Consider the following 21,076-nt stretch of genomic DNA (forward strand, 5'->3'; position numbering starts at 1 on the left):
GCCCCCACCAGCGCGCCCGCCCCGGCCGCGAGCGCGGGGTGACGGGCCAGGGCTGCCTGGGGCGAGTGGGAGGTGGCCCGCTCGTCGAAGGCGCCGTGGGCGCCGTGGTCGTCGCCCGGGCGGTCGTCGAGGGGCCGCCACAGATTGCCCGGCCCGGTCAGCGGCGGGAGCGAGTCGGTCTGCTGCGACGAGTAGCCCGTACGGGCCAGATAGCGGTCGAGCACCGCGGGGGCGAACCGGTTGGCCCAGAGCGTGGCGACCGTGGAGGCACCGACGTAGTACTGCTTGCGGCCCGGGTGGTCCGCCGCGTACGCGATGGTCTCGGCGATGACCTCGGGCTGGTAGATCGGCGGCACCGGCTGGGGGTGCTTCGGCAGCCGGGAGCGCACCCAGGAGAACTGTGGGGTGTTGACCGCGGGCAGCTGCACCACGGTGACGCGCACCCGGCTGCCCCGGTGCAGAAGCTCGGTGCGCACCGACGAGGTGAAGCCGTTGACGGCGTGTTTCGCGCCGCAGTAGGCCGACTGGAGCGGGATGGAGCGCTCGCCGAGCGCGGAGCCGACCTGGACGACGGCACCCTGGTCGCGCGGGACCATCCGGGCCAGGGCGGCACGGGTGCCGTTGACGAACCCCAGGTACGACACGTCCGTCACGCGCTGGAACTCCTCGGGCGCGATCTCGGTGAAGGGCGCGAAGACGGAGGTGAAGGCGACGTTGACCCACACGTCGATCGGGCCGAACTCGGCCTCGGCCAGCTCGGCCGCCTTCTCCACCTCCTCGTGGTGGGCGACATCGGTGGGCAGCACCAGCGCGCGGCCCCCGGCCTCCTCGACCTCGGCGGCGGCGGCTTCGAGCCCCGCCCGGCCGCGTGCGAGGAGGACGACGTTGGCGCCGCGCCGCGCGAACCGGCGGGCGGTCGCACGGCCGACTCCGGCGCTGGCACCGGTGATCACAACGGTCTGCGGCATGGTCTCGTCCTGTCCTGTTCCCTTTTTCCTGGGGGCCTGCCCTGTCCGGGGCTTTCCCGGTCGGCGCCGGTATGACCGGTTCCGCCGGGCGCGCGCGGCCGATGAGGCCCCGCGGAGGGGTACCCCGCACAGGCTTTCTCATTCTCTTCGACAAGGACCGTTTGAACCCTCGAAAAGCGGCCACCGATAAAGCGTCTCCCTGAATGTGTGTGCCCCGCCAATGAGGGCACACGAAGAGCTGGAGGTTGATTTCCATGGTCCCGTTGCTTCTCGTTCTCCTGCTGGCGCTGATCCTTTTCGGTGCCGGCTTCGCAATCAAGATCCTGTGGTGGGTCGCGATCGCCGTACTGGTGCTGTGGCTCATCGGCTTCGTCGCCCGGCCCAAGGGCGGATCCGGCCGCTGGTATCGCTGGTAGCGGCGCCTTCCGTACGGAAGGTTCCGGCAGGCCCGGAACGACATGTGTCGGTCGGCGGAACTCGGGCACCCGGCCCGTCGGAAGAGGGCGTCACCGAACGGCTCACGCGGTGACATGACGTACCCGGCGACGCACTTCCCGCGTACGAACGACTTCCGGCGCACAAACGAAAGGAATCACGTTTCATGACGGAGAACATCTGGGGCTACCCGGACACCAGCGGCCACCTCGCGGGCGCGGACCTGCGGGGATGGAGCGTCGAGGCGACCGATGGCAGCATCGGCAAGGTCGACAAGCACTCCGACGAGGTCGGCTCCGCGTACATCGTGGTCGACACGGGTGTGTGGATCTTCGGCAAGCACGTGCTCCTGCCCGCCGGTACCGTGACGCAGCTGGACGCGGAGGAGAAGAAGGTCTACGTGAACCGCACGAAGGCCGAGATCAAGGACGCCCCCGAGTTCGACAGGGAGAAGCACCTCGGCGACGCCGGCTACCACGACCAGGTCGGTGGCTACTACAGCGGTCGTCCGCCGGTGGTCTGACACCGGCGTCAGGACCGTCGAGCGACAGCGAGTCCTGCCTCAGCGGGGCCGCCCGGGCCAAGAGCCCGGGCGGCCCCGCTGCGTGTGCCGGAATTCCCAACTCCCCGTCCGGCGGCGGGATATGACGCATGCTCCTCGCGGGACAAAGGATTCCCCGTCGAAAGGAATGACGCGGATTTCCCCTGAAACGGGCCGTATGCGTGCGGCGGAGATGAATTCGCAGAGCGCGGTGGTGTGCGCGGGGGAGGGCGCGGGGCTTGAAACCGGCTAATACCCGGGCCGCGCCCGCCGCCGCCCTGGAGGGCGACGCCGTCGGCGGAAGCTGGTTAGATCGGTCCCGGCGCGATCCCGGCACAGATCGCGAAAGGCGCTCCGGACGGCAGAGGGAGACACGATGGGCACGGCCAGGAGGACGGACGCGGGCTCGCCCGCGCAGCCGGGCGGCGAGAGCCACGACCTGCTCCGCGTGCACGGCGCGCGCGTGAACAATCTCAAGGACGTCAGCGTCGAGATCCCCAAACGCCGGCTGACGGTGTTCACCGGCGTATCCGGCTCCGGCAAGAGCTCGCTCGTCTTCGACACGATCGCCGCCGAGTCGCAGCGGCTGATCAACGAGACGTACAGCGCCTTCGTCCAGGGCTTCATGCCCACGCTCGCCCGCCCCGAGGTCGACGTGCTCGAAGGGCTGACGACCGCGATCGTCGTCGACCAGCAGCGCATCGGCGCCGACCCGCGCTCCACGGTCGGCACCGCCACCGACGCCAACGCGATGCTGCGGATCCTCTTCAGCAGGCTCGGCAGCCCCCACATCGGCCCGCCCAACGCGTACTCCTTCAACGTCCCCTCGGTCCGGGCCAGCGGCTCGATCACGGTCGAACGCGGCGCCGGCAGGACACAGGCCGTCAAGGCGACCTACAACCGCGCCGGCGGCATGTGCACCCGCTGCGAGGGCCGGGGCTCGGTCTCCGACATCGACCTCACCCAGCTCTACGACGCCTCCAAGTCGATCGCCGAGGGCGCGTTCACCATCCCCGGCTGGAAGTCGGACAGCTTCTGGACCGTACGGGTCTACGCCGAGTCGGGCATCCTCGACCCGAACAAGCCGATCGCCAGGTTCACCAAGAAGGAGATGCACGACTTCCTCTACGGAGAGCCGACCAAGGTCAAGGTGGAGGGCGTCAACCTCACCTACGAGGGCCTGATCCCGAAGATCCAGAAGTCGATGCTCTCCAAGGACCGGGAGGCGCTGCAGCCGCACATCCGGGAGTTCGTGGACCGGGCCGTCACCTTCACCACCTGCCCCGAGTGCGACGGCACCCGGCTGAGCGAGGCGGCCCGCTCGTCGAAGATCGCGGGCATCAGCATCGCCGACGCCTGCGCGATGCAGATCAGCGACCTGGCCGCCTGGGTGCGGGACCTGGACGAGCCCACCGTGGCGCCGCTGCTCACCAGCCTGCGGCGCAGCCTCGACTCGTTCGTGGAGATCGGCCTCGGCTACCTCGCGCTGGACCGGCCCTCGGGCACGCTCTCCGGCGGCGAGGCGCAGCGCGTCAAGATGATCCGTCACCTCGGCTCCTCGCTCACCGACGTCACCTACGTCTTCGACGAGCCCACCACCGGCCTGCACCCTCATGACATCGCCCGGATGAACGACCTGCTGCTGCGGCTGCGCGACAAGGGCAACACGGTGCTGGTGGTGGAGCACAAGCCGCAGACCATCGCGATCGCCGACCACGTCGTCGACCTCGGACCCGGCGCGGGGACGGACGGCGGCACCGTCTGCTTCGAGGGCACCGTCGAGGGGCTGCGGGCGGGCGACACCGTCACCGGCCGCCACCTCGACGACCGCGCCTCCCTCAAGGAGAAGCCGCGCACGCCCAACGGCACGCTGGAGATTCGCGGCGCGAAGGCGCACAACCTGCGCGATGTCGACGTCGACCTGCCGCTGGGCGTGCTCTGTGTGGTCACCGGTGTGGCGGGTTCCGGCAAGAGCTCCCTCGTGCACGGCTCGATCCCGCCCGGCGCGGGTGTGGTCTCGGTCGACCAGGGGTCCATCAAGGGCTCCCGGCGCAGCAACCCGGCCACGTACACCGGGCTGCTGGACCCGATCCGCAAGGCGTTCGCGAAGGCCAACGGAGTGAAGCCGGCGCTGTTCAGCGCCAACTCCGAGGGCGCCTGCCCGGGGTGCAACGGCGCCGGGGTCGTCTACACCGACCTGGCCATGATGGCCGGAGTCGCCACCACCTGCGAGGAGTGTGACGGCAAGCGGTTCGACGCCTCCGTACTCGCCTACCGGCTGGGCGGGCGCGACATCAGCGAGGTGCTGGCGATGTCGGTGAACGAGGCCGAGGAGTTCTTCGCCGACGGCGAGGCGCGCACCCCGGCCGCGCACAAGGTCCTCACCCGGCTCTCGGACGTCGGGCTCGGCTACCTCACCCTGGGCCAGCCGCTCACCACCCTGTCCGGCGGCGAGCGCCAGCGGCTCAAGCTGGCCACCCATATGGCCGAGAAGGGCGGTGTGTACGTCCTGGACGAGCCGACCACCGGGCTCCACCTCGCCGATGTCGAGCAGTTGCTCGGCCTGCTCGACCGGCTCGTCGACTCCGGGAAGTCGGTCATCGTCGTCGAACACCATCCGGCGGTCATGGCGCACGCCGACTGGATCATCGACCTGGGGCCGGGCGCCGGTCACGACGGCGGCCGGATCGTCTTCGAGGGCACCCCGGCCGACCTGGTGGCCGCCCGCTCCACCCTGACGGGCGAGCACCTGGCGGCCTACGTGGGCGCGTGAGCCGCACGGGTCGCGCAGCGCACGGGCCCGGCGCCCGGCCCGGAGACACGGGCCCGGGAACGCCCGGACGCCTCTGCCCCGGCGCCCGGGCCCGGACGCTCAGACCGTGAGGCTCTGGCTCGTGACCAGGTCCATCACCGCCGGAATGCCGCCTTCCGTGAAGGCCCGGTGCTGCCGGTCGGCGCCGGTGCCGCGCCGCAGCAGACGCTGCATCAGCGAGTTCACCTCCAACCCGTCACCGGCCGCCTCCAGGGCGGGGCCGATGTGGCGGGCCAGCCGGCACAGCACCTCGCCGCAGCTGCGCCGCTGCCCGTCGGGGTCGAGGAGGACGCCGCCCAGCCCCTCCCGGGCCGCGTGCCAGGTCGCGGCCTGGAGCAGTTCGAGCCGGCACTCCGGAACGGGGTCGCCGTCCTTGTGCTCGCGGATGGCGGTGGCGACCAGGGCGCGGATGATCCCGGCGAGCATCACCGCCTCGTCGACCCGCACCTGCACGTCCAGGCAGCGCACCTCGATCGTGGGGTAGCGCTCGGACAGCCGCGCGTGCCAGTAGAGCTGCCCGCTGTCACAGGCGGCCCCGGACGCGATCAGCGCCTCCGCCCGGCTCTCGTAGTCGTCGAGGTCGACGAAGCGCGGCGGGGGACCACTGACCGGCCAGCGGCCGAAGACCAGGGTGCGCCAGCTCGCGAACCCGGTGTCGCCGCCGTGCCACAGCGGTGAGTTGGCCGACATGGCCAGCAGGGTGGGCAGCCAGACCCGGATCCGGTTGAGCACGGCGACACCGACCTCGCGGTCGGGCACACCGACGTGGACGTGCATGCCGTTGATGAGCTGCTCGTCGACCAGCTGCTTCGCGTTCGTACGCATCGCCAGATAGCGGGGCCGCGGAGTGACGGGGACGGGCCCCGCGCCGTTGACGGGGGCGGCCCCCACGGCGGCGACCCGGCACCCCAGCCGCTCGGCCGCGGCCCCCACCGTGCGCCGCAGCCGCGCCAGATGGCCGCCCAGCTCCGCCAGGGTCAGGCAGACCGGGGTCGCGACCTCCACCTGAGCCTGGAGCAGCTCCAGCTGCACCTCCGGCTCCCCGACCGCATCCGGCCCGGTCAGCGCCCGTACCTCTTGCGAACGGGGCAGGGGCCGGCCGGTCACGGGGTCCACCAGCAAATACTCTTCTTCGACCCCAAAGGTGAGCATGACAGGTGGTTACCCGTCCGTGGACCGCGCGAACCGGCATGGGTTTGCGCCACTCGGCCGGTACGGGCCCGGTGTACCGCCGCACGGGCGGCGTTCGGATCAGCCGGACGCGCCCGAGATGCCGGAGCGCGTCGGCTGTACCAGGGTGGAGAATCCGCCGACCCGTCGGACCGAGGAGCCGTGAGGATGGAAGCAAGCGATGGCCCGCGTGACCCCAACCCCCGACCCGGCTCCGGTGCGGCGGAGCACGGAGCGCTGCTCCCGCCCACGCACTCGCGCGTGACCCTGCGCGTCAACGACACCGTCCACGTCCTCGAACTCGACCACCGCACCACCCTCCTCGACCTGCTGCGCGAACACCTCGCCCTGACCGGCTCCAAGAAGGGCTGCGACCAGGGGCAGTGCGGCGCGTGCACGGTGCTCCTCGACGGCCGGCGGGTCAACAGCTGTCTGCTGCTGGCCGTCGCCCAGGAGGGATGCGACGTGGTCACCGTGGAGGGGCTGGCCGACACGGCGGGCTCCGACGGGGAGCTGCACCCCCTGCAACAGGCGTTCCTCGACCGGGACGCGCTCCAGTGCGGCTACTGCACTCCGGGCCAGCTCTGCTCGGCCGTGGGCATGCTGGACGAGGCCCGGTCCGGCCAGCCCTCGGTCGTCACCGACACCGAACGGCCCCCCGGCGACGGGCCGGTGCGGCTGACCGCGGACGAGATCAGGGAGCGCCTGAGCGGCAACCTGTGCCGGTGCGGGGCGTATCCGCACATCGTGGAGGCCGTCCAGGAAGTCGTCCTACGGGATCTGACCGCCCGGGAGGTGACGGCGTGAAACCGCTGAACTACGTGCGCGCCCGGAGCGTCGAGGAGGCCGCCGCCGCCCACGCGGGCCGCCCCGACGCCAAGTACCTGGGCGGCGGCACCAATCTCGTCGATTTGATGAAGCTCGGCGTGGAACGGCCCGAGGTGCTCATCGACATCACCCGGCTCCCCCTCGCCCAGGTGGAGGAGCTGCCCGACGGCACCCTGCGGATCGGGGCGACCGTGCGCAACACCGACCTCGCCGTGCACCCGCTGGTCCGCGAGCGCTATCCGGTGCTCTCGCAGGCGGTGCTCAGCGGCGCCTCGGGGCAGTTGCGCAATGTGGCCACCACGGCGGGAAACCTCCTCCAGCGCACCCGCTGCGCCTACTTCCAGGACCTGGGCAAGCCGTGCAACAAGCGGGTCCCGGGCAGCGGCTGCGGCGCCCTGGACGGTGTCAACCGCGACCACGCGGTGCTCGGCCACTCCCCGCACTGCGTCGCCACCCACCCCTCCGACCTCGCCGTCGCGCTGGCGGCCCTGGACGCGGTGGTCGAGATGGCCGGTCCCGGCGGCGGCCGGACGGTCGAGCTGACCGAATTCCACCGGCTGCCGGAGGACACCCCCGACCAGGAGACCGTGCTGCGCCCCGGCGAGCTCATCACGAGCGTGCTGCTGCCGGCCCTGCCCGACGGCACCGTCTCGCGCTACCGCAAGGCCCGCGACCGCGCGTCGTTCGCCTTCGCGCTCGCCTCCGTCGCCGCCGCCGTCAAGGTCGAGCGGGGAGTGGTGCGGCACATCGGCGTCGCCTTCGGGGGAGTGGCCCACCGCCCCTGGCGCGCCCGGCGCACCGAGGCCGCGCTGCTGGGCGGTCCGGCCACCGACGAAGCTGTCGCCCGGGCCGTGGACGAGGAACTCGCCGCCGCCGTGCCGCTGCGGGACAACGCGTACAAGGTGACGCTCGCCCGCGACCTCGCCCGCGAGGTGCTCGGCTCGCTGATCGCCCGGTCCTGAACACCCCGAGAGGAGAGCCGCCGTGGGATCGAGCCCGAGCCCCCTGGGCGCGCCGGTCGAGCGCCGCGAAGGCCGCGCGAAGGTGACCGGCGCCGCCAAGTACGCGACGGAGTACGCGCCGCCCGGGCGGGTCCACGCCTGGCCGGTGCCCGCCACCGTCGCACGCGGCAAGGTCACCTCCCTCGACACCTCGGCCGCCCTCGCGCTGCCCGGCGTACTGGCCGTCCTCACCCACGACACCGCGCCCCGCCTCGCCGAGGGGGACGATCCCACGCTCGCCGTGCTCCAGGACGCCCGGGTGCCGCACCACGGCTGGCCGGTGGCGCTGGCCGTCGCCGAGACCCTGGAGGCGGCGCGCGAGGCCGCCCGAGCGGTACGGGTCGGCTACGCGAGCGAGCCGCACGACACGGCCCTGACCTGGGACCACCCGGATGCCTACGAGCCCGACAAGGTCAACGGGGGATACCCCGGGGAGCGCCGGCAGGGTGATCCCGAGGGCGCGTTCGCCGAGGCGGCGGTGCGGGTGGACGTGTCGTACACGGTGCCCCCGCTGCACAACCACCCCATGGAGCCGCACGGGGCCACCGCGATGTGGCAGGGCGACTCGCTCACCGTCTTCGACTCCAGCCAGGGCGCCGACACCGTACGTGAGGTGCTGGCGCAGCTCTTCTCGCTGCCCGAGGAACGGGTCAGTGTCGTCTGCGAGCACGTCGGCGGCGGTTTCGGCTCCAAGGGCACGCCCCGCCCGCATGTCGTCCTGGCCGCGCTGGCCGCCCGGCACACCGGCCGCCCCGTACAACTCGCCCTGCCCCGGCGGGAGTTGACGGAACTCGTCGGTCACCGGGCCCCGACCCTGCACCGCCTTCGGCTCGGCGCCCGGCCCGACGGCACCCTCACCTCGCTGATCCACGAGGTGACCACCCACACCTCGCGGGTGAAGGAGTTCGTCGAGCAGGCGGCGGTGCCGGCCCGGGTGATGTACGCCAGCGGGAGCAGCCGCACCAGCCACCGGGCGGTGGCCCTGGACGTCCCCACCCCGTCCTGGATGCGCGCACCGGGTGAGACCCCCGGTATGTACGCCCTGGAGTCGGCCGTCGACGAGCTGGCGAGCGCCCTCGGGATGGACCCCGTGGAGCTGCGGGTGTGCAACGAGCCCCCGGCCGAGCCGGACAGCGGGCACCCCTTCAGCAGCCGGCACCTGGTCGAGTGCCTGCGCGAGGGCGCGGCGCGCTTCGGCTGGTCGGAGCGCGACCCGCGGCCGGGCGTGCGCCGTTCGGGGCCGTGGCTGACCGGTACCGGGGTCGCCGCCGCCACCTATCCGGTCCTGATCTCACCGAGCCGGGCGATGGCGACCGCCCACTCCGACGGGCTGTACGTGGTACGGATCAACGCCACCGACATCGGCACCGGCGCCCGTACCGTGCTCGCCCAGGTCGCCGCCGAGGCGCTGGGTGTCGGCGTGGATTCGGTCCGTACCGAGATCGGTCTCACCGGGCTGCCCAGGGCCCCGCTCGCGGGCGGGTCCTCCGGCACCTCGTCCTGGGGCTGGGCGGTGCACGAGGCGTGCCGGAACCTGACCCGGCAGCTCGCGGCCCGGCCCGGCCCGCTGCCGCCCGGCGGACTGACGGCCTCCGCCGACACCGAGGGCACCGCGGACGCGGAGACCCCGTACGCGCGGCACGCGTTCGGCGCCCACTTCGCCGAGACCGCCGTCGACACCGACACCGGCGAGGTACGGGTGCGGCGGCTGCTCGGCGTCTACGCGGCGGGGCGGATCCTCAACGCGCGCACCGCCCGCTCCCAGTTCATCGGCGGCATGGTCATGGGCCTGGGGATGGCGCTCACCGAGGGCGGCAGCCTCGACCCGGCCTCCGGCGCCTTCATCGGCAGCGATCTGGCGGGCTACCACGTGCCCGCCAACGCCGACGTGCCGGCGATCGAGGCGCACTGGATCGACGAGGAAGATCCCCACCTCAACCCGATGGGAAGCAAGGGCATCGGGGAGATCGGGATCGTGGGGACGGCCGCCGCGATCGGCAACGCCGTCCACCACGCGACCGGCATCCGCTTCCGCGAGCTGCCGCTCACCCCGGACCGGGTCCACGCCGCACTCGGCTGAGGCTCAGACGCGGTGGCGGTGGCTGGTGTCGCACCAGGGGTAGGTCCGGCTGCGCCGGCAGGTGCACAGCGCGACCACGCAGCGGTCGGAGAACGCGCTGCTGCCGTCCTCCAGGACGACCTCCACGGGCCCCTCCACGAGGACGGGCCCCTCCTCGCGTCGCACGCGGATACGGCGCGGCTCGTCATTCGGGTCGTTCGGCACGGATGACCACCAGCTCTTCCGTCGTCTCGTCGTCCTCGATCAGGCCCTGCGCGTCCAGCCAGCCCCGGCGCTCGCGGAGCACCGGCCCGAAGGGGATGAACCGGCGCGCGACGACCGCCGCCTTCAGCCCCTCGGCGCGCAGCTCCCGCAGACTCGCGTCGGGGTCGCTCAGCGCGGAGTGGACCATCAGCAGCGCGCCGCCGGGGCGCAGCAGGGGCGGTGCCTCGCCGCAGATGCGGCGCACCAGCAGCCGTCCGTCGTACCCGGCGTCCCAGGCCCGCGCGGCGCCGCGCCGGGGTGCGGTGGCGGTGCGGGCGGGGACGTAGGGCGGATTGCTCAGGATGAGGTCGTAGGCGCCGCCCACGACCGGGGTCAGCAGGTCTCCGCGCAGCACACGGACCGGCAGCCGGGCCAGCCGGGCGTTGAGGCGCGCGGTCAGGACGGCACGCCGGGAGATGTCGATCGCGGTCACGTCCGCCCCGCGCCGGGCGGCGACGAGGGCCAGCGCGCCGGTGCCGGTGCCCACGTCGAGGACCCGGGCGCCCGGGAACAGCGGCTCCTCGTACAGAGCCTCGGCCAGCAGAGCGGTGTCTGCCTGCGGGGCGTAGACGCCGGGTAGGGCGAGAAGGGTCATGTGCGCCGAGTGCCCGGGAATCAAGAAAAGATCCCACTAAATCATGGTTTATCGGATGGGGACCTGGTCCAGAACGTGCTCCAGCGGCCTGTGCAGCGAGGAACGGCCCGCCCGCCAGTGGCCGAGCAGCTCCTCCCCGAAGCGGTCCTCCAGGAACACCGTGGCGTCGATACCGAACACGACATCGTCGGTGAGTTGCGGTTCCTCCTCCAGCAGGCCGCCGATCACCTCGTGCCGCACCACCTGCTCGTGCACCGCGTCGGCCTCCACGTGCTCGGTGTAGAACAGCTCCGCGGCGGCACCCGCGCCCGTGCGCTTCATCGCCAGCGCCATCCGCCGGGAACCCGGCGACGACGTGATCTCCAACGTGGCGAAGTGCCCGACGAGGGCACCCCGCAGGCTCCGGTGCAGCCCCAGCAGCGACATCAGATTGACGGTGGCCAGCATCCCGGCGGAACCGGCGTCCAGATACCGGCCGTACGCCGTGTCGAGGCCGAGGTCGGTCATCAGGTCGGCGAAGAGCCTGGCGTGCACCCGCTCGGCGCGCCCGCCGCCGAACTCGTCGAACTCCACCGCCGCCATCCCCGCCTTCGCCCGGCCCCACAGCCGGGGCAGCACCCAGGCGTGCGGATCGGCCTCCTTCAGGTGGTACAGCGAGCGCTGGGCGGCGTACTCCCGCAGCTGCCACAGCTCCCCCTCCTCCTGGAGGTGGTGAGAGACGCCGCTGCCGTGGACCGGCTCCACCAGCAGCTCGCCCAGGGCGTCGTCCAGGTCGTGCCCGCGGGCCGCGTCCCGGCGCAGGGCCGCCAGGAAGCGCCCCTCCAGCAGGGCGCGCGCGGTGAGCAGCGCGGGATCCCACTCGCAGCCGTCGTCCACCCCGGCGAAGCCGCGGTAGTGCGGCTCGTAGCAGACGTACAGCGCGAGCTGGAGGTCGTCGCCGTAGGGCTCGGCGCGGTCGACGGCCCGCGCGTCCGGGAGGGGGGTGCCCTCGCCGCGCAGGTGGCCGATCACCGCCGCGGAGAGCTCGCCGCGGGCGTCCGGAAGGGCGGGGCCCCGTTGATCGATGGTCATGATCTGTGGGTACCCGTTCAACGCCGTCCGCAACGGTGGCCCCGGCAGTCCCTCCGGACCGTAGGCGTCCGATTGCGATCCGGAGGACCGGGTACCGATGCGTGACCACGACCGGTGGACGGTCGTCCGGGTACGGCAACAGCGGCAGGAGGATGTCATGGTCAGCGGCGACAGCGGGCGGCGCGTGGACGACGGGCGCGACGAGAGCGAGGCGGACCGCGCGGACCGCAAATGGGGCGACCTCCTCCAGGAGATCCGGGTGGCCCAGACCGGAGTGCAGATCCTCTTCGGCTTCCTCCTCACGGTCGCCTTCACCCCGCTCTTCCACCAGCTCGGAGACGGCGAGAAGGGGATCTACATCTGCACGGTCGTCCTGGGCTCGCTGACCACCGGCGCCCTGGTGGCCCCGGTCTCCTTCCACCGGATCCTCTCCGGGCGCCACATCAAACCGACCGCCGTCGTCTGGGCCTCCCGGCTCACCTTCATCGGCCTGGTGCTGCTGTTCGCCACCATGACCTCCTCGCTCGTCCTGGTCCTGCGGGTGGCCTCGCACGGCGGTTACTGGCCGTGGCTGGTGGGCGGTGTGGTGACCTGGTACCTGGTGTGCTGGTTCGTCCTGCCCCTGTGGGTGCGGCACCGGCACACCACGGAGGGCTGAGGCGGGCCCCGGCCCAGCCCGGGCGGCTGCCCGAGAACCGGGGGCGCCGCACGCGTAAAATCCCCAGAGGACACTTCGGGCCGCTCTCCGACCGCTCGGGACGGGGGATGCCGTGAACAAGCCGGTGCCGGACACCACGGGGAGTACGGGCGCGCAGACCGCCGCCACCATCGCCGCGCTCTGGGCCGAGGCCGGGCGGCTCCGCGCCGACCGCGCCCGGCTGCACCTGCTGGACCTGGCGACCGGCGTTCTCGCGGCGCAGCTCCGGCTCGCCCCCGCCCAGGCGCGCGAACACCTGGAGAAGCTCTCCGCGGACACCGGCGTCAGCCCCGAGGACCTGGCGGCGGACGTGGTCAACGGCGTCGCGGGCGGCGAAGGCGCCGCCCCGGCCACTGAAGGCGCGCCGCCCCTGGAGGAGGCCCGCAGGAACCGCCGGGCGCTGGCGACGGCCGAGACCCACGACAGCGTCGACGAAGCCGCCCGAGCCCTGCTGGAGGGCGGTCTCGCACCCCTGGGGGCGCAGAGCCTGTGGCTGTGGCGGCGTACGGAGACGGGCTGTCTGCGGCTCGCCGGGCACGCCGGGGTCGGCGCCGCCGAAGCGGTGGTGTGGCAGTGGATCCCGCCGGGAGCCCCGGCGGTGTTCCACGCCGCCATGGCCGACGGCACCCCCTGCTGGCTCGGCTCCGGCCCGCCGCCGGGCGAGCCGCTGCCAGGCCCCGGCCGGGGGGCGGGCCGGGCCCTGCTGCCGCTGAGCGGCCAGGGGACGGTCGTGGGCCTGGCCCTCGTCGTCTGGCCCGACGAAGTGGACTTCGACCCGCAGCTGCGCCGCGCCCTCACCGGGCTGACCGAGGTCGCCGGAACGGTACTCGCCGGCATCGAGGGCGAGCCGTCCGAGGTGCCGGTGCTGATGGACGTCCTGGACGCGCTCGGCCACCCCGCGATGATGCTGCGCGGCGCGCCCGGCTTCCCGACGCTGTCGGTCGAGTACACCAACGGGCCCGCGATCCGCAGTCTGGGCGGCTCCGCACCACCCGTCGGCCAGCCGCTCGCCCTCGCCTTCCCGTACGTCCACACCGAACTGGCCCGGCTGGCCCGCGGCGCCCACGGCTCGGCCCGGCGGCAGAGCGTGGCCAGGCTGCCCCGGATCGCGGGCGAGGCGGCGACGGCCCCGCTCCTGGACGTACGTGTGCTGCCCGCCGGCAGCGACCGGACCGTGGTGCTCTGGCACGCCAGCAGCGACCCCGAGATGTCCGCGGCCCGGGCCGTCGGCCACCTCGAAGGCGTGGCGCTGTTCCGCGACAGCGTGGTGGGCGGCGACTCGGTGTGGTCCGCGCCGGCCTACCGCATCTTCGGCATCGACCGGGGCGCCGCCCCCGTACCGCTGCTCGCCATGCGCTCGTGGCTGCACCCGGACGACGGCGACGCCCTCACCCACCTGCTCACCACCCTCACCGAGCACCAGCGGGGCGCGCTGGCGGTGCTGCGGATCATCCGCGCCGACGGCACCATGCGCCATGTCCGCGTGGCGGCGGAGCCGCTCGTCGACGACGGTGTGGTCACCGGTATCAGCGGCGTCTACCAGGACGTCTCCGCGAGCCGGCGCACCGAGGCCGCGCTGACCGCGACCTTCGACCAGCTCACGGCCGTCCAGAAGCAGGCGGCCATCCGCGACGAGATGGCCCTGCGGCTCCAGCAGGCCATCGTGCCCGAGACACCGGGCATCCAGGAGCTGCCCGGGCTCTCGGTCGCGGCCCGCTACCGGCCGGCCGCGCAGGAGTACCGCGTGGGCGGCGACTGGTACGACGCGCTGCCGCTGCCCAGCGGCCAGGTGCTGCTGGCGGTCGGTGACATCGCCGGACACGGCATCGACTCCGCGACGGGCATGGTGGCCCTGCGCAACGCGCTGCGGGGACTGGCCTTCAGCGGCCAGCCGGCGGGACGGCTGATGGAGTGGCTGAACGAGGTCACGCTCCGCACGAGCGGCGGCCCGACCGCCACCGCCCTGTGCGCCCTCTACGATCCGCGCGACCGGTCCCTGCGGTGGTCCAGCGCCGGGCACCTGCCGCTGCTGTTGCTGCGCGAGGGCCGCGCCCGGTTGCTCGACGGACCGCACGACCTGCTGCTCGGCGCGGTCCCGACCGTGACGTACCGGGAGATCCACACACCGCTGCGCCCCGGCGACACCCTGCTGCTCTACACGGACGGTCTCATCGAGCGCCGTCACGACGCCCTCGACCAGGGACTGGAGACGCTGGTCGGTCTCGCCGAGCGGTGGAGCGGCTGCGAGGTCGACGAACAGGTGGAGCGGCTCCTCGCGGCGGCGACCGGTGACACCGACGACGACACCAGCGTCGTCGCGATACGCGTACGGTGCTGAACACCCCTCGCACCGGCGGTAGTTGGTGTGCCGGTCGTAGTCACTCCTTCTTGAGATGGTCGCGGACGACGGCCAGCAGCCGGTCCGCGTCCACCGGTTTGGCGACGTACTCGTCCACCCCCGCCGCGAGCGCCCTGGCGCGCTCCCCGGGCATCGCCTTCGCGGTCACCGCGATGATGGGGAGGTGGGCAAAGCGGGGCCGGCGCCGGATCTCCGCGGTGGCCGCGTAACCGTCCATCCCGGCCATCATCACGTCCATCACCACCAGGTCCACGTCGTCGCGCGAGGCCAGCAGATCGATCCCGGCCTGGCCCCCGGCGGCCGTCAGCACCACCATCCCGGCCCGTTCGAGGATCTGGGTGAGCGCGAAGACATTGCGGGCGTCGTCGTCGATGACCAGGACGGTGTGCCCGGACGGCTGCGCCGTACCGCCCGTCGCGGCCCGCGGTACGGGCCGCTCCTCGGCGAGACCGTCCACACGGTGGCCGGGCCCGCCACTGAGCGGCATGTAGAGCGTGAAGGTGCTGCCCCGGCCCACCGCGCTCTCCGCCACGATCGCCCCTCCGAGCAGCCGGGCCACCTCACGGCTGATGGACAGTCCCAGGCCCGTGCCCCCGTAGCGCCGGGCGGCGGTGCCGTCGCCCTGCTGGAACGCCCCGAAGACACTCTCCAGGCGGTCCTCGGGGATGCCCACCCCGGTGTCGGTGACCCGGAAGGCGAGCGCGGGACCCGAGGAGCGCAGGGCCTGCGGGAGTTCGTCGGTGCCCGCGTTGTGGATGTCGAGCTGGACATGGCCGGTCTCGGTGAACTTCAGGGCGTTGGAGAGCAGATTGCGCAGGATCTGGCGCAGCCGCGCCTCGTCGGTGGTGAGCTCGTCCGGGATGTCCGGGGCGGCCACGATACGGAAGTCCAGGGAGCGTTCGGCGGCCACCGGACGGAACGTCGCACCCAGGTAGTCGAGCAACTGCCGCAGCGCGAAAGGCTCGGGGCGGATGTCCATCTTCCCGGCCTCGACCTTGGACAGATCCAGGATGTCGTTGATGAGCTGGAGCAGGTCGGAGCCGGCGGAGTGGATGACCTCGGCGTAGTCGACCTGCTTCTCCGTCAGGTTCCCCTCCGGGTTCTGGGCCAGCAGCCGGGCCAGGATGAGCAGGCTGTTGAGCGGGGTGCGCAGCTCATGGCTCATGTTGGCGAGGAACTGCGACTTGTACATCGAGGTGCGCGACAACTGCTGGGCCCGGACCTCCAGCTCCTGCCGGGCCTGCTCGATCTCCAGGTTCTTGCCCTCGATGTCCCGGTTGCGGTCGGCCAGCAGCGCGGCCTTCTCCTTCAGCTCGGCGTTGGAGCGCTGGAGCTCCTGCTGCTGTTCCTGCAACTCCTGGGAGCGGGCGCGCAGTTCGGCGGTGAGCCGCTGCGACTTCCCGAGCAGTTGATCGGTGCGGACACTGGCGATGAGCGAACCGACGTTGACGCCCACCGTCTCGATGAACCGGTCCAGGAAGTCCCGGTGCAGCTCGCTGAAGGGGCGCAGCGCGGCCAGTTCCACCACGCCGAGCACCTGCTCCTCGACGACCACCGGCAGGATGATCAGCTGGCCGGGGTCGGCCCGGCCGGTGCCGGAGGCGATCGTGGCGTAACCGGGCGGTACCTGCTCGACGACGACCGTACGCCGTCTGCGGGCCGCCTCGCCCACCAGCGACTGGCCCAGGAGGAAGCGGCGGGGGCCCACCGCGGGATCGTCGGGGGAGCCGTAGGAGGCGGTCATGACCAGCTCGGTGCCGTGCGGGCTGTCATGGGTCAGGAAGAAGGCGCCGTACTGCGCGCCCACCAGCGGCGGCACCTCGCTCATGATCAGCTCGGCGAGTTCGGGCAGACCCGCCGCTCCCTGCGCCAGAGCGGAGACCCGGGCGAGGTTGGTCTTCAGCCAGTCCTGCGCCTCGTTGGCCCGGGTGGTGGCCCGCAGCGACTCGACCATCGCGTTGATGTTGTCCTTGAGCTCGCCCACCTCACCGGGGGCGTCGACCGTGATCGAGCGGGTGAGGTCGCCCTCGGCGACGGCGCTGGTCACCTCGGCGATCGCGCGGACCTGCCGGGTGAGGTTCCCGGCCAGCTCGTTGACGTTCTCGGTGAGCCGCTTCCAGGTGCCGGAGACACCCTCCACCTCCGCCTGCCCGCCGAGCCGGCCCTCGCTGCCCACCTCCCGGGCTACCCGGGTGACCTCGGCGGCGAACGACGACAGCTGGTCGACCATCGTGTTGATGGTGGTCTTGAGCGCCAGGATCTCGCCGCGCGCGTCCACGTCGATCCTGCGCGTCAGGTCGCCGCCCGCCACGGCCGTGGTGACCTGGGCGATGTTGCGCACCTGACTGGTCAGGTTGCCCGCCATGGAGTTGACGTTGTCCGTCAGGTCCTTCCAGGTGCCCGACACACCGCGTACGGTCGCCTGCCCGCCCAGTTTGCCGTCGGTGCCGACCTCCCGGGCCACCCGGGTGACCTCCTCCGCGAACGAGGAGAGGCGGTCGACCATGGTGTTGATGGTCTCCTTCAGCTCCAGGATCTCGCCGCGCGCGTCCACCCGGATCTTCTGGGTGAGGTCGCCGCGCGCCACCGCCGTGGCGACCTGCGCGATGGAGCGCACCTGGGAGGTGAGGTTGTCGGCCATGGTGTTCACACCGGAGGTCAGCTCCAGCCACACACCCCGCACCCGGGGCTCCCTGGCGTGGCCGCCGAGCAGTCCCTGCCCGCCGACCTCGCGGGCCACCCGGGTGACCTCGGAGGTGACCAGCGAGAGCTGCTCCACCATGCCGTTGTAGATGGCCGCGATCTCCCCGAGGAGACCGCCCTCCTCGGCGGGCAGACGCGCGGACAGATCCCCGTCCCGTACGGCGGTGAGCCCCGCGAGGAGTCTGCGCAGCGCGTCCTCCGCCGGGCCCGCCGGGGTGTCCGGGGAGCCGTCGCCGGGGTCGGGGACGTCCATCGCAACCTCGCATCGAGCCGTCGGCACGCACGGCCCGTGAGCGGCGCGCGCGTGCGGGGGTTCACGCGTGCGGCGAACTCGACGGGCGCCTCCACTCTGGCACGATCGGCCTGCGCCGACATCCCGGGGCGCGGCCCGCGTGCCGCCGTCTCGGACGGCCTCGAAGGACCGTCGCAAGGGCGCGAGGGATGGCTCAGAGGGCCATCCCTCGCGGCCGGGACACCGGTACCTCGAACCACACCGTCTTCCCGCGCCCCCGGGGCACCCAGCCCCAGGCCGAGGAGAGCCTCCTCAGCAGATAGAGGCCGTGGCCCGAGGACCGGGCGGGACGGTGTCTGGCCTCGGGCCGCGGTCGCTCGGGGCTGTTGTCGCTGACCCGCACCCGCACCTTGTCGTCCGAGTGGTCGATCCGGAGCTCATAGGGTCCGTCACCGTGCGTACACGCGTTGGTGACCACCTCGGAGACCAGCAGCAGCACGTCGTCCACGGCGGCCCGCTCCCGCGCGCCGCGGGGACCGAGCCACTGCTCCAGGACCTGGCGGGTGAGGTCGCGGCACTGGCCCACTACGCCGGGTCCCTTCTCCAGGCTGAACCGGCGGCTCTCCGTCATGCGTTCCTTGGCTTGGCCATGATGCATACCGGGCGGGTGCCCCGGTCTGCGGCGAATCAATCGCCATCGGCATCAAAGTGCAGCAAAACGGGCATCATTCCGTCAGGACGCTCGGCCGACGGACCTCCGCCGCCCGGTGGCGGGGGCCCCACCCCGTCGAAGGAGCACCATGCGCACCGCCCGTGAACCCACCCTCCGCACGCAGCCGCCGGCGGCGGCACCCGCGTCGGCGGTACGGCGCCGTGCGCTGGACGGCATACCCGAGACCGTCCGGCCGCAGGAGCTGAGCACCGACGCCGCGCAGTCCCTCTCCGAAACCCTGTTCCGCCGCCTCGCCGAGCTCGACGAGGGCACACCGGAGCACGCGTACGTACGGAACACCCTGGTCGAACTCAACCTCAGCCTGGTCAGGTTCGCGGCGCGGCGGTTCCGCAACCGGGCCGAGCCGATGGAGGACATCGTCCAGGTCGGCACCGTCGGCCTGATCAAGGCGATCAACCGCTTCGACGTGGAGCGGGGGGTGGAGTTCTCCTCGTTCGCGCTGCCCACCATCACCGGCGAGATGAAGAGGTTCTTCCGGGACACCACCTGGGCCGTCCAGGTGCCCCGCCGCCTCCAGGAACTGCGTCTGCGGCGGGCCGGGGCGGTGGAGTCGCTCGGCCAGGAGCTCGGGCGGCCCCCGACGACGGCGGAGCTCGCGGCCCGCCTCGGGGTGCCGGAGGCCGAGGTCGTCGAGGGCGAGAAGGCGGCCAACGGCTATATGACGCGGTCGCTGGACTTCCCCGACGACGACAGCGCCGGCACCGGTCCGCTGTGCAGGCTGGGCGAGGAGGAGGCCGCCTTCGAGGTCATCGACGCGCTGGAGTCCCTCAAACCGCTCATCGCCGGCCTCACGGACCGCGAGCGCACCCTGCTCTCCCTCCGCTTCGGCGAGGAGCTCACGCAGGCGGAGATAGGCGCCAGGGTGGGACTCTCCCAGATGCATGTCTCGCGGCTGCTGGCCCAGATCCTGGACCGGCTGCGGACGGGCCTGCTGGAGGACGCACCCGAACCGGACGCCTCCGGCCGGCCCAGCCAAAGTGTGGCCCCGGGGGCTGCCTCCCTCGAACGTCCGGCCTTCACTTCCCGGTAGCACGCGGAGGTCCGGCAACCCCTGAGGAGCCCGGCACCCGGCGGAAGTCCGGCCGCCCCTCAGTCGCTTCAGTCGCTCTCCGGGGAGCGGCGGGCCCTCGGCGGGTGCGCGCGTTCCGCCCACGACGGCAGCGCGACCTCCAGCCAGACCACCTTCCCCGCCCCCAGCGGTGTCGAGCCCCACTCCTCGGCGAGCCGGTCCAGCACCATCAGACCGTGGCCGCCGGGCAGCGAGGGTGCCCGGGGGCGGCGTGCGGGGGCATGCGGGCTGCCGTCGGCGACCTCGACCCGCAGACGGCCCTCCTCGTGGCGCAGTACCAGCTCCCGGGGGCCGCCCGCGTGCAGGCAGGCGTTGGTGACCACCTCGGAGACCAGGAGGAGCACGTCGTCCGCGCGCTCACGGTCCACGTCGGGCTCCGCCGTGGTCCACCCCCAGTCGGCCAGGGCCCGCGCGGTGAAGTCGCGGCAGCGCGTCACCACGCCCTTCGTCCCGAAGAGCTCAAGGCGGCGGATCTGACTCCGTCCGGTCCGGCTCGTGTCTCCCATCAACTCCTCCGCTACCCGGGCGGCCGGCCCGCGAGCGCCTCGTCAAGATCGGTGTGGACACGGAACACCGCGTCCGCACCGGTGATTTCGAACATCCGGGCCACCGGCGGCTGCAGCGCCGCCAGCTCGATGACCGGGCCGTCCGTCTGGGCGGCCGAGGCCCGCGCCCGCAGCAGCACGTTGAGCCCGGTCGAGTCGCAGAACCGCAGACCCGCGCAGTCGACCACGATCCGGGCCGGAGCCGCCTCGATCTGCTCGGCGAGCGCGGTACGCAACGGCTCCACCGTGTCGTGGTCCAGCTCGCCGGTGAGCGAGAGCACCGCCGCCCCGGCGGTCCGCCTCGCCGCGACGGCGAACCGTCTGCCCCCGGCGGCGGACCCGTCGTACGCGTCGGTCGTGTCCGGTCTCATGGGTTCACCCGTCCTTCGCCACTGCTGGTGCTCCGGGCGCCCATGGGGGCGCCCCGCAGGAAGAGTGCCCAATGATCGGCGCTCTAGTGCCCAGGCGGAGCGCGGACCCGGGGCAACCGTCGCCCCGGACCGTTCCGCTTCCGCGATCCGTACGGCAACCCGGGTGAGCACCGGCCCGCGCCCGGTTTGAGCCGCTCTCCCAGGGTGACCCGGAACGCAGTGGGAGAAACCCGTGGATCGAGAGAGAGGCACCGATGGGTATCAGCGACAGTGCGGCCAGGCTCGCGGCCGAGGCGGACATGAAGCAACGCGCCGAGGGCGTGACGAACCGTACGAGCACGGCGGCGTCCGGGGCCCAGCGGGCGGTCGGCCACGCGGGCCGCACGGTCCGGGACCTCACCCCCGCGCCCGTACGCCGGGCGGCGGCGCTGGCCGCGCTGGCCGTGCGCGTACGGCCCCGGCAGCTCGTCCCGGCCGCGGTGGCCGTGACGGCCGTGATCTTCGTGCTGCGGCGCCGGAGCGACCGCGGGAAGTGACCGCGAGCGGCCCCGGGGCCGCGCCCGGCACCGCTCCCCGCCCCGTTCGGCGTATCCGGCCCGAGGCCGGTCCCGGCCGCCCCGCGC

General features: G+C 72.8%; 19 protein-coding genes. 10 read left to right on the forward strand and 9 right to left on the reverse strand.

Going from position 1 to position 21,076, the window contains the following annotated elements; genetic code table 11:
* A partial coding sequence (locus tag ACJA3G_RS08100; RefSeq protein ID WP_406552195.1) for an SDR family oxidoreductase occupies positions 1-968 on the reverse strand: 968 nt, incomplete at its 3' end.
* Positions 969-1,222: 254 nt separating this feature from the next.
* Between ACJA3G_RS08100 and ACJA3G_RS08105 the strand changes: the two genes are divergently transcribed.
* From ACJA3G_RS08105 to ACJA3G_RS08115, 3 genes are all read left to right on the forward strand, one after another.
* Entirely contained in the window at positions 1,223-1,384 is a 162-nt protein-coding gene (locus tag ACJA3G_RS08105; protein WP_406552196.1) for a hydrophobic protein, read from the forward strand.
* Positions 1,385-1,569: 185 nt separating this feature from the next.
* Positions 1,570-1,926, forward strand: a complete 357-nt coding sequence (locus ACJA3G_RS08110; protein ID WP_406552197.1) for a PRC-barrel domain-containing protein — start codon at positions 1,570-1,572, stop codon at positions 1,924-1,926.
* A gap of 394 nt (positions 1,927-2,320) precedes the next feature.
* Positions 2,321-4,717, forward strand: coding sequence for an ATP-binding cassette domain-containing protein (locus ACJA3G_RS08115; RefSeq protein WP_406552198.1), 2,397 nt, complete (start codon positions 2,321-2,323; stop codon positions 4,715-4,717).
* A gap of 99 nt (positions 4,718-4,816) precedes the next feature.
* Here the strand turns inward: ACJA3G_RS08115 and ACJA3G_RS08120 are convergent, their stop codons facing one another.
* Complete coding sequence (locus ACJA3G_RS08120) at positions 4,817-5,908, reverse strand: glutamate--cysteine ligase (RefSeq protein WP_406552199.1); 1,092 nt, start codon at positions 5,906-5,908, stop codon at positions 4,817-4,819.
* A 186-nt stretch (positions 5,909-6,094) separates the two neighbouring features.
* On the opposite strand from ACJA3G_RS08120, the gene ACJA3G_RS08125 reads away from it, so the two are divergent.
* From ACJA3G_RS08125 to ACJA3G_RS08135, 3 genes are read left to right on the forward strand one after another with little or no spacing between them, the layout of a single operon-like run.
* Positions 6,095-6,733: a 2Fe-2S iron-sulfur cluster-binding protein gene (locus ACJA3G_RS08125; RefSeq protein ID WP_406552200.1), complete on the forward strand. Its 639-nt coding sequence runs from the start codon at positions 6,095-6,097 to the stop codon at positions 6,731-6,733.
* Complete coding sequence (locus ACJA3G_RS08130; RefSeq protein WP_406552201.1) at positions 6,730-7,716, forward strand: FAD binding domain-containing protein; 987 nt, start codon at positions 6,730-6,732, stop codon at positions 7,714-7,716. The genes ACJA3G_RS08125 and ACJA3G_RS08130 overlap by 4 nt, the downstream gene beginning before the upstream one ends.
* Positions 7,717-7,738: 22 nt before the next feature.
* On the forward strand, positions 7,739-9,835 hold the full coding sequence (locus ACJA3G_RS08135) for a xanthine dehydrogenase family protein molybdopterin-binding subunit (protein WP_406552202.1): 2,097 nt from the start codon (positions 7,739-7,741) through the stop codon (positions 9,833-9,835).
* 3 nt (positions 9,836-9,838) lie between these two features.
* Here the strand turns inward: ACJA3G_RS08135 and ACJA3G_RS08140 are convergent, their stop codons facing one another.
* From ACJA3G_RS08140 to ACJA3G_RS08150, 3 genes are read right to left on the reverse strand one after another with little or no spacing between them, the layout of a single operon-like run.
* The gene (locus ACJA3G_RS08140) at positions 9,839-10,039 is read right to left on the reverse strand and encodes a CDGSH iron-sulfur domain-containing protein (protein WP_406552203.1); all 201 of its coding nucleotides are present in this window, start codon (positions 10,037-10,039) and stop codon (positions 9,839-9,841) included.
* Complete coding sequence (locus tag ACJA3G_RS08145) at positions 10,020-10,673, reverse strand: HemK2/MTQ2 family protein methyltransferase (RefSeq protein ID WP_406552204.1); 654 nt, start codon at positions 10,671-10,673, stop codon at positions 10,020-10,022. The genes ACJA3G_RS08140 and ACJA3G_RS08145 overlap by 20 nt, the downstream gene beginning before the upstream one ends.
* A 48-nt stretch (positions 10,674-10,721) precedes the next feature.
* Complete coding sequence (locus ACJA3G_RS08150) at positions 10,722-11,744, reverse strand: iron-containing redox enzyme family protein (RefSeq protein WP_406552205.1); 1,023 nt, start codon at positions 11,742-11,744, stop codon at positions 10,722-10,724.
* A gap of 157 nt (positions 11,745-11,901) precedes the next feature.
* Between ACJA3G_RS08150 and ACJA3G_RS08155 the strand changes: the two genes are divergently transcribed.
* On the forward strand, positions 11,902-12,402 hold the full coding sequence (locus ACJA3G_RS08155) for a DUF6328 family protein (RefSeq protein WP_406552213.1): 501 nt from the start codon (positions 11,902-11,904) through the stop codon (positions 12,400-12,402).
* 112 nt (positions 12,403-12,514) lie between these two features.
* On the forward strand, positions 12,515-14,779 hold the full coding sequence (locus ACJA3G_RS08160) for a SpoIIE family protein phosphatase (protein WP_406552206.1): 2,265 nt from the start codon (positions 12,515-12,517) through the stop codon (positions 14,777-14,779).
* Between the two features lie 40 nt (positions 14,780-14,819).
* Here the strand turns inward: ACJA3G_RS08160 and ACJA3G_RS08165 are convergent, their stop codons facing one another.
* Positions 14,820-17,756: a HAMP domain-containing protein gene (locus ACJA3G_RS08165; protein ID WP_406552207.1), complete on the reverse strand. Its 2,937-nt coding sequence runs from the start codon at positions 17,754-17,756 to the stop codon at positions 14,820-14,822.
* 193 nt (positions 17,757-17,949) lie between these two features.
* A complete protein-coding gene (locus ACJA3G_RS08170; protein WP_406552208.1) occupies positions 17,950-18,366 on the reverse strand; it encodes an ATP-binding protein in 417 nt (138 codons plus the stop codon).
* A gap of 169 nt (positions 18,367-18,535) precedes the next feature.
* On the opposite strand from ACJA3G_RS08170, the gene ACJA3G_RS08175 reads away from it, so the two are divergent.
* Positions 18,536-19,498, forward strand: coding sequence for a SigB/SigF/SigG family RNA polymerase sigma factor (locus ACJA3G_RS08175; protein WP_406552209.1), 963 nt, complete (start codon positions 18,536-18,538; stop codon positions 19,496-19,498).
* A gap of 68 nt (positions 19,499-19,566) precedes the next feature.
* Here the strand turns inward: ACJA3G_RS08175 and ACJA3G_RS08180 are convergent, their stop codons facing one another.
* Positions 19,567-20,043, reverse strand: coding sequence for an ATP-binding protein (locus ACJA3G_RS08180; protein WP_406552210.1), 477 nt, complete (start codon positions 20,041-20,043; stop codon positions 19,567-19,569).
* 11 nt (positions 20,044-20,054) lie between these two features.
* Positions 20,055-20,453: an STAS domain-containing protein gene (locus ACJA3G_RS08185; RefSeq protein WP_406552211.1), complete on the reverse strand. Its 399-nt coding sequence runs from the start codon at positions 20,451-20,453 to the stop codon at positions 20,055-20,057.
* 254 nt (positions 20,454-20,707) lie between these two features.
* Between ACJA3G_RS08185 and ACJA3G_RS08190 the strand changes: the two genes are divergently transcribed.
* Positions 20,708-20,989 carry a hypothetical protein gene (locus ACJA3G_RS08190; RefSeq protein WP_406552212.1) on the forward strand — a complete coding sequence of 94 codons (282 nt, stop codon included), beginning with the start codon at positions 20,708-20,710 and terminating at the stop codon, positions 20,987-20,989.
* Positions 20,990-21,076: the final 87 nt, after the last annotated feature.

It is taken from the genome of Streptomyces sp. YS-3 (genome assembly GCF_045257485.1).
In the GTDB taxonomy this organism is placed as follows: domain Bacteria; phylum Actinomycetota; class Actinomycetes; order Streptomycetales; family Streptomycetaceae; genus Streptomyces.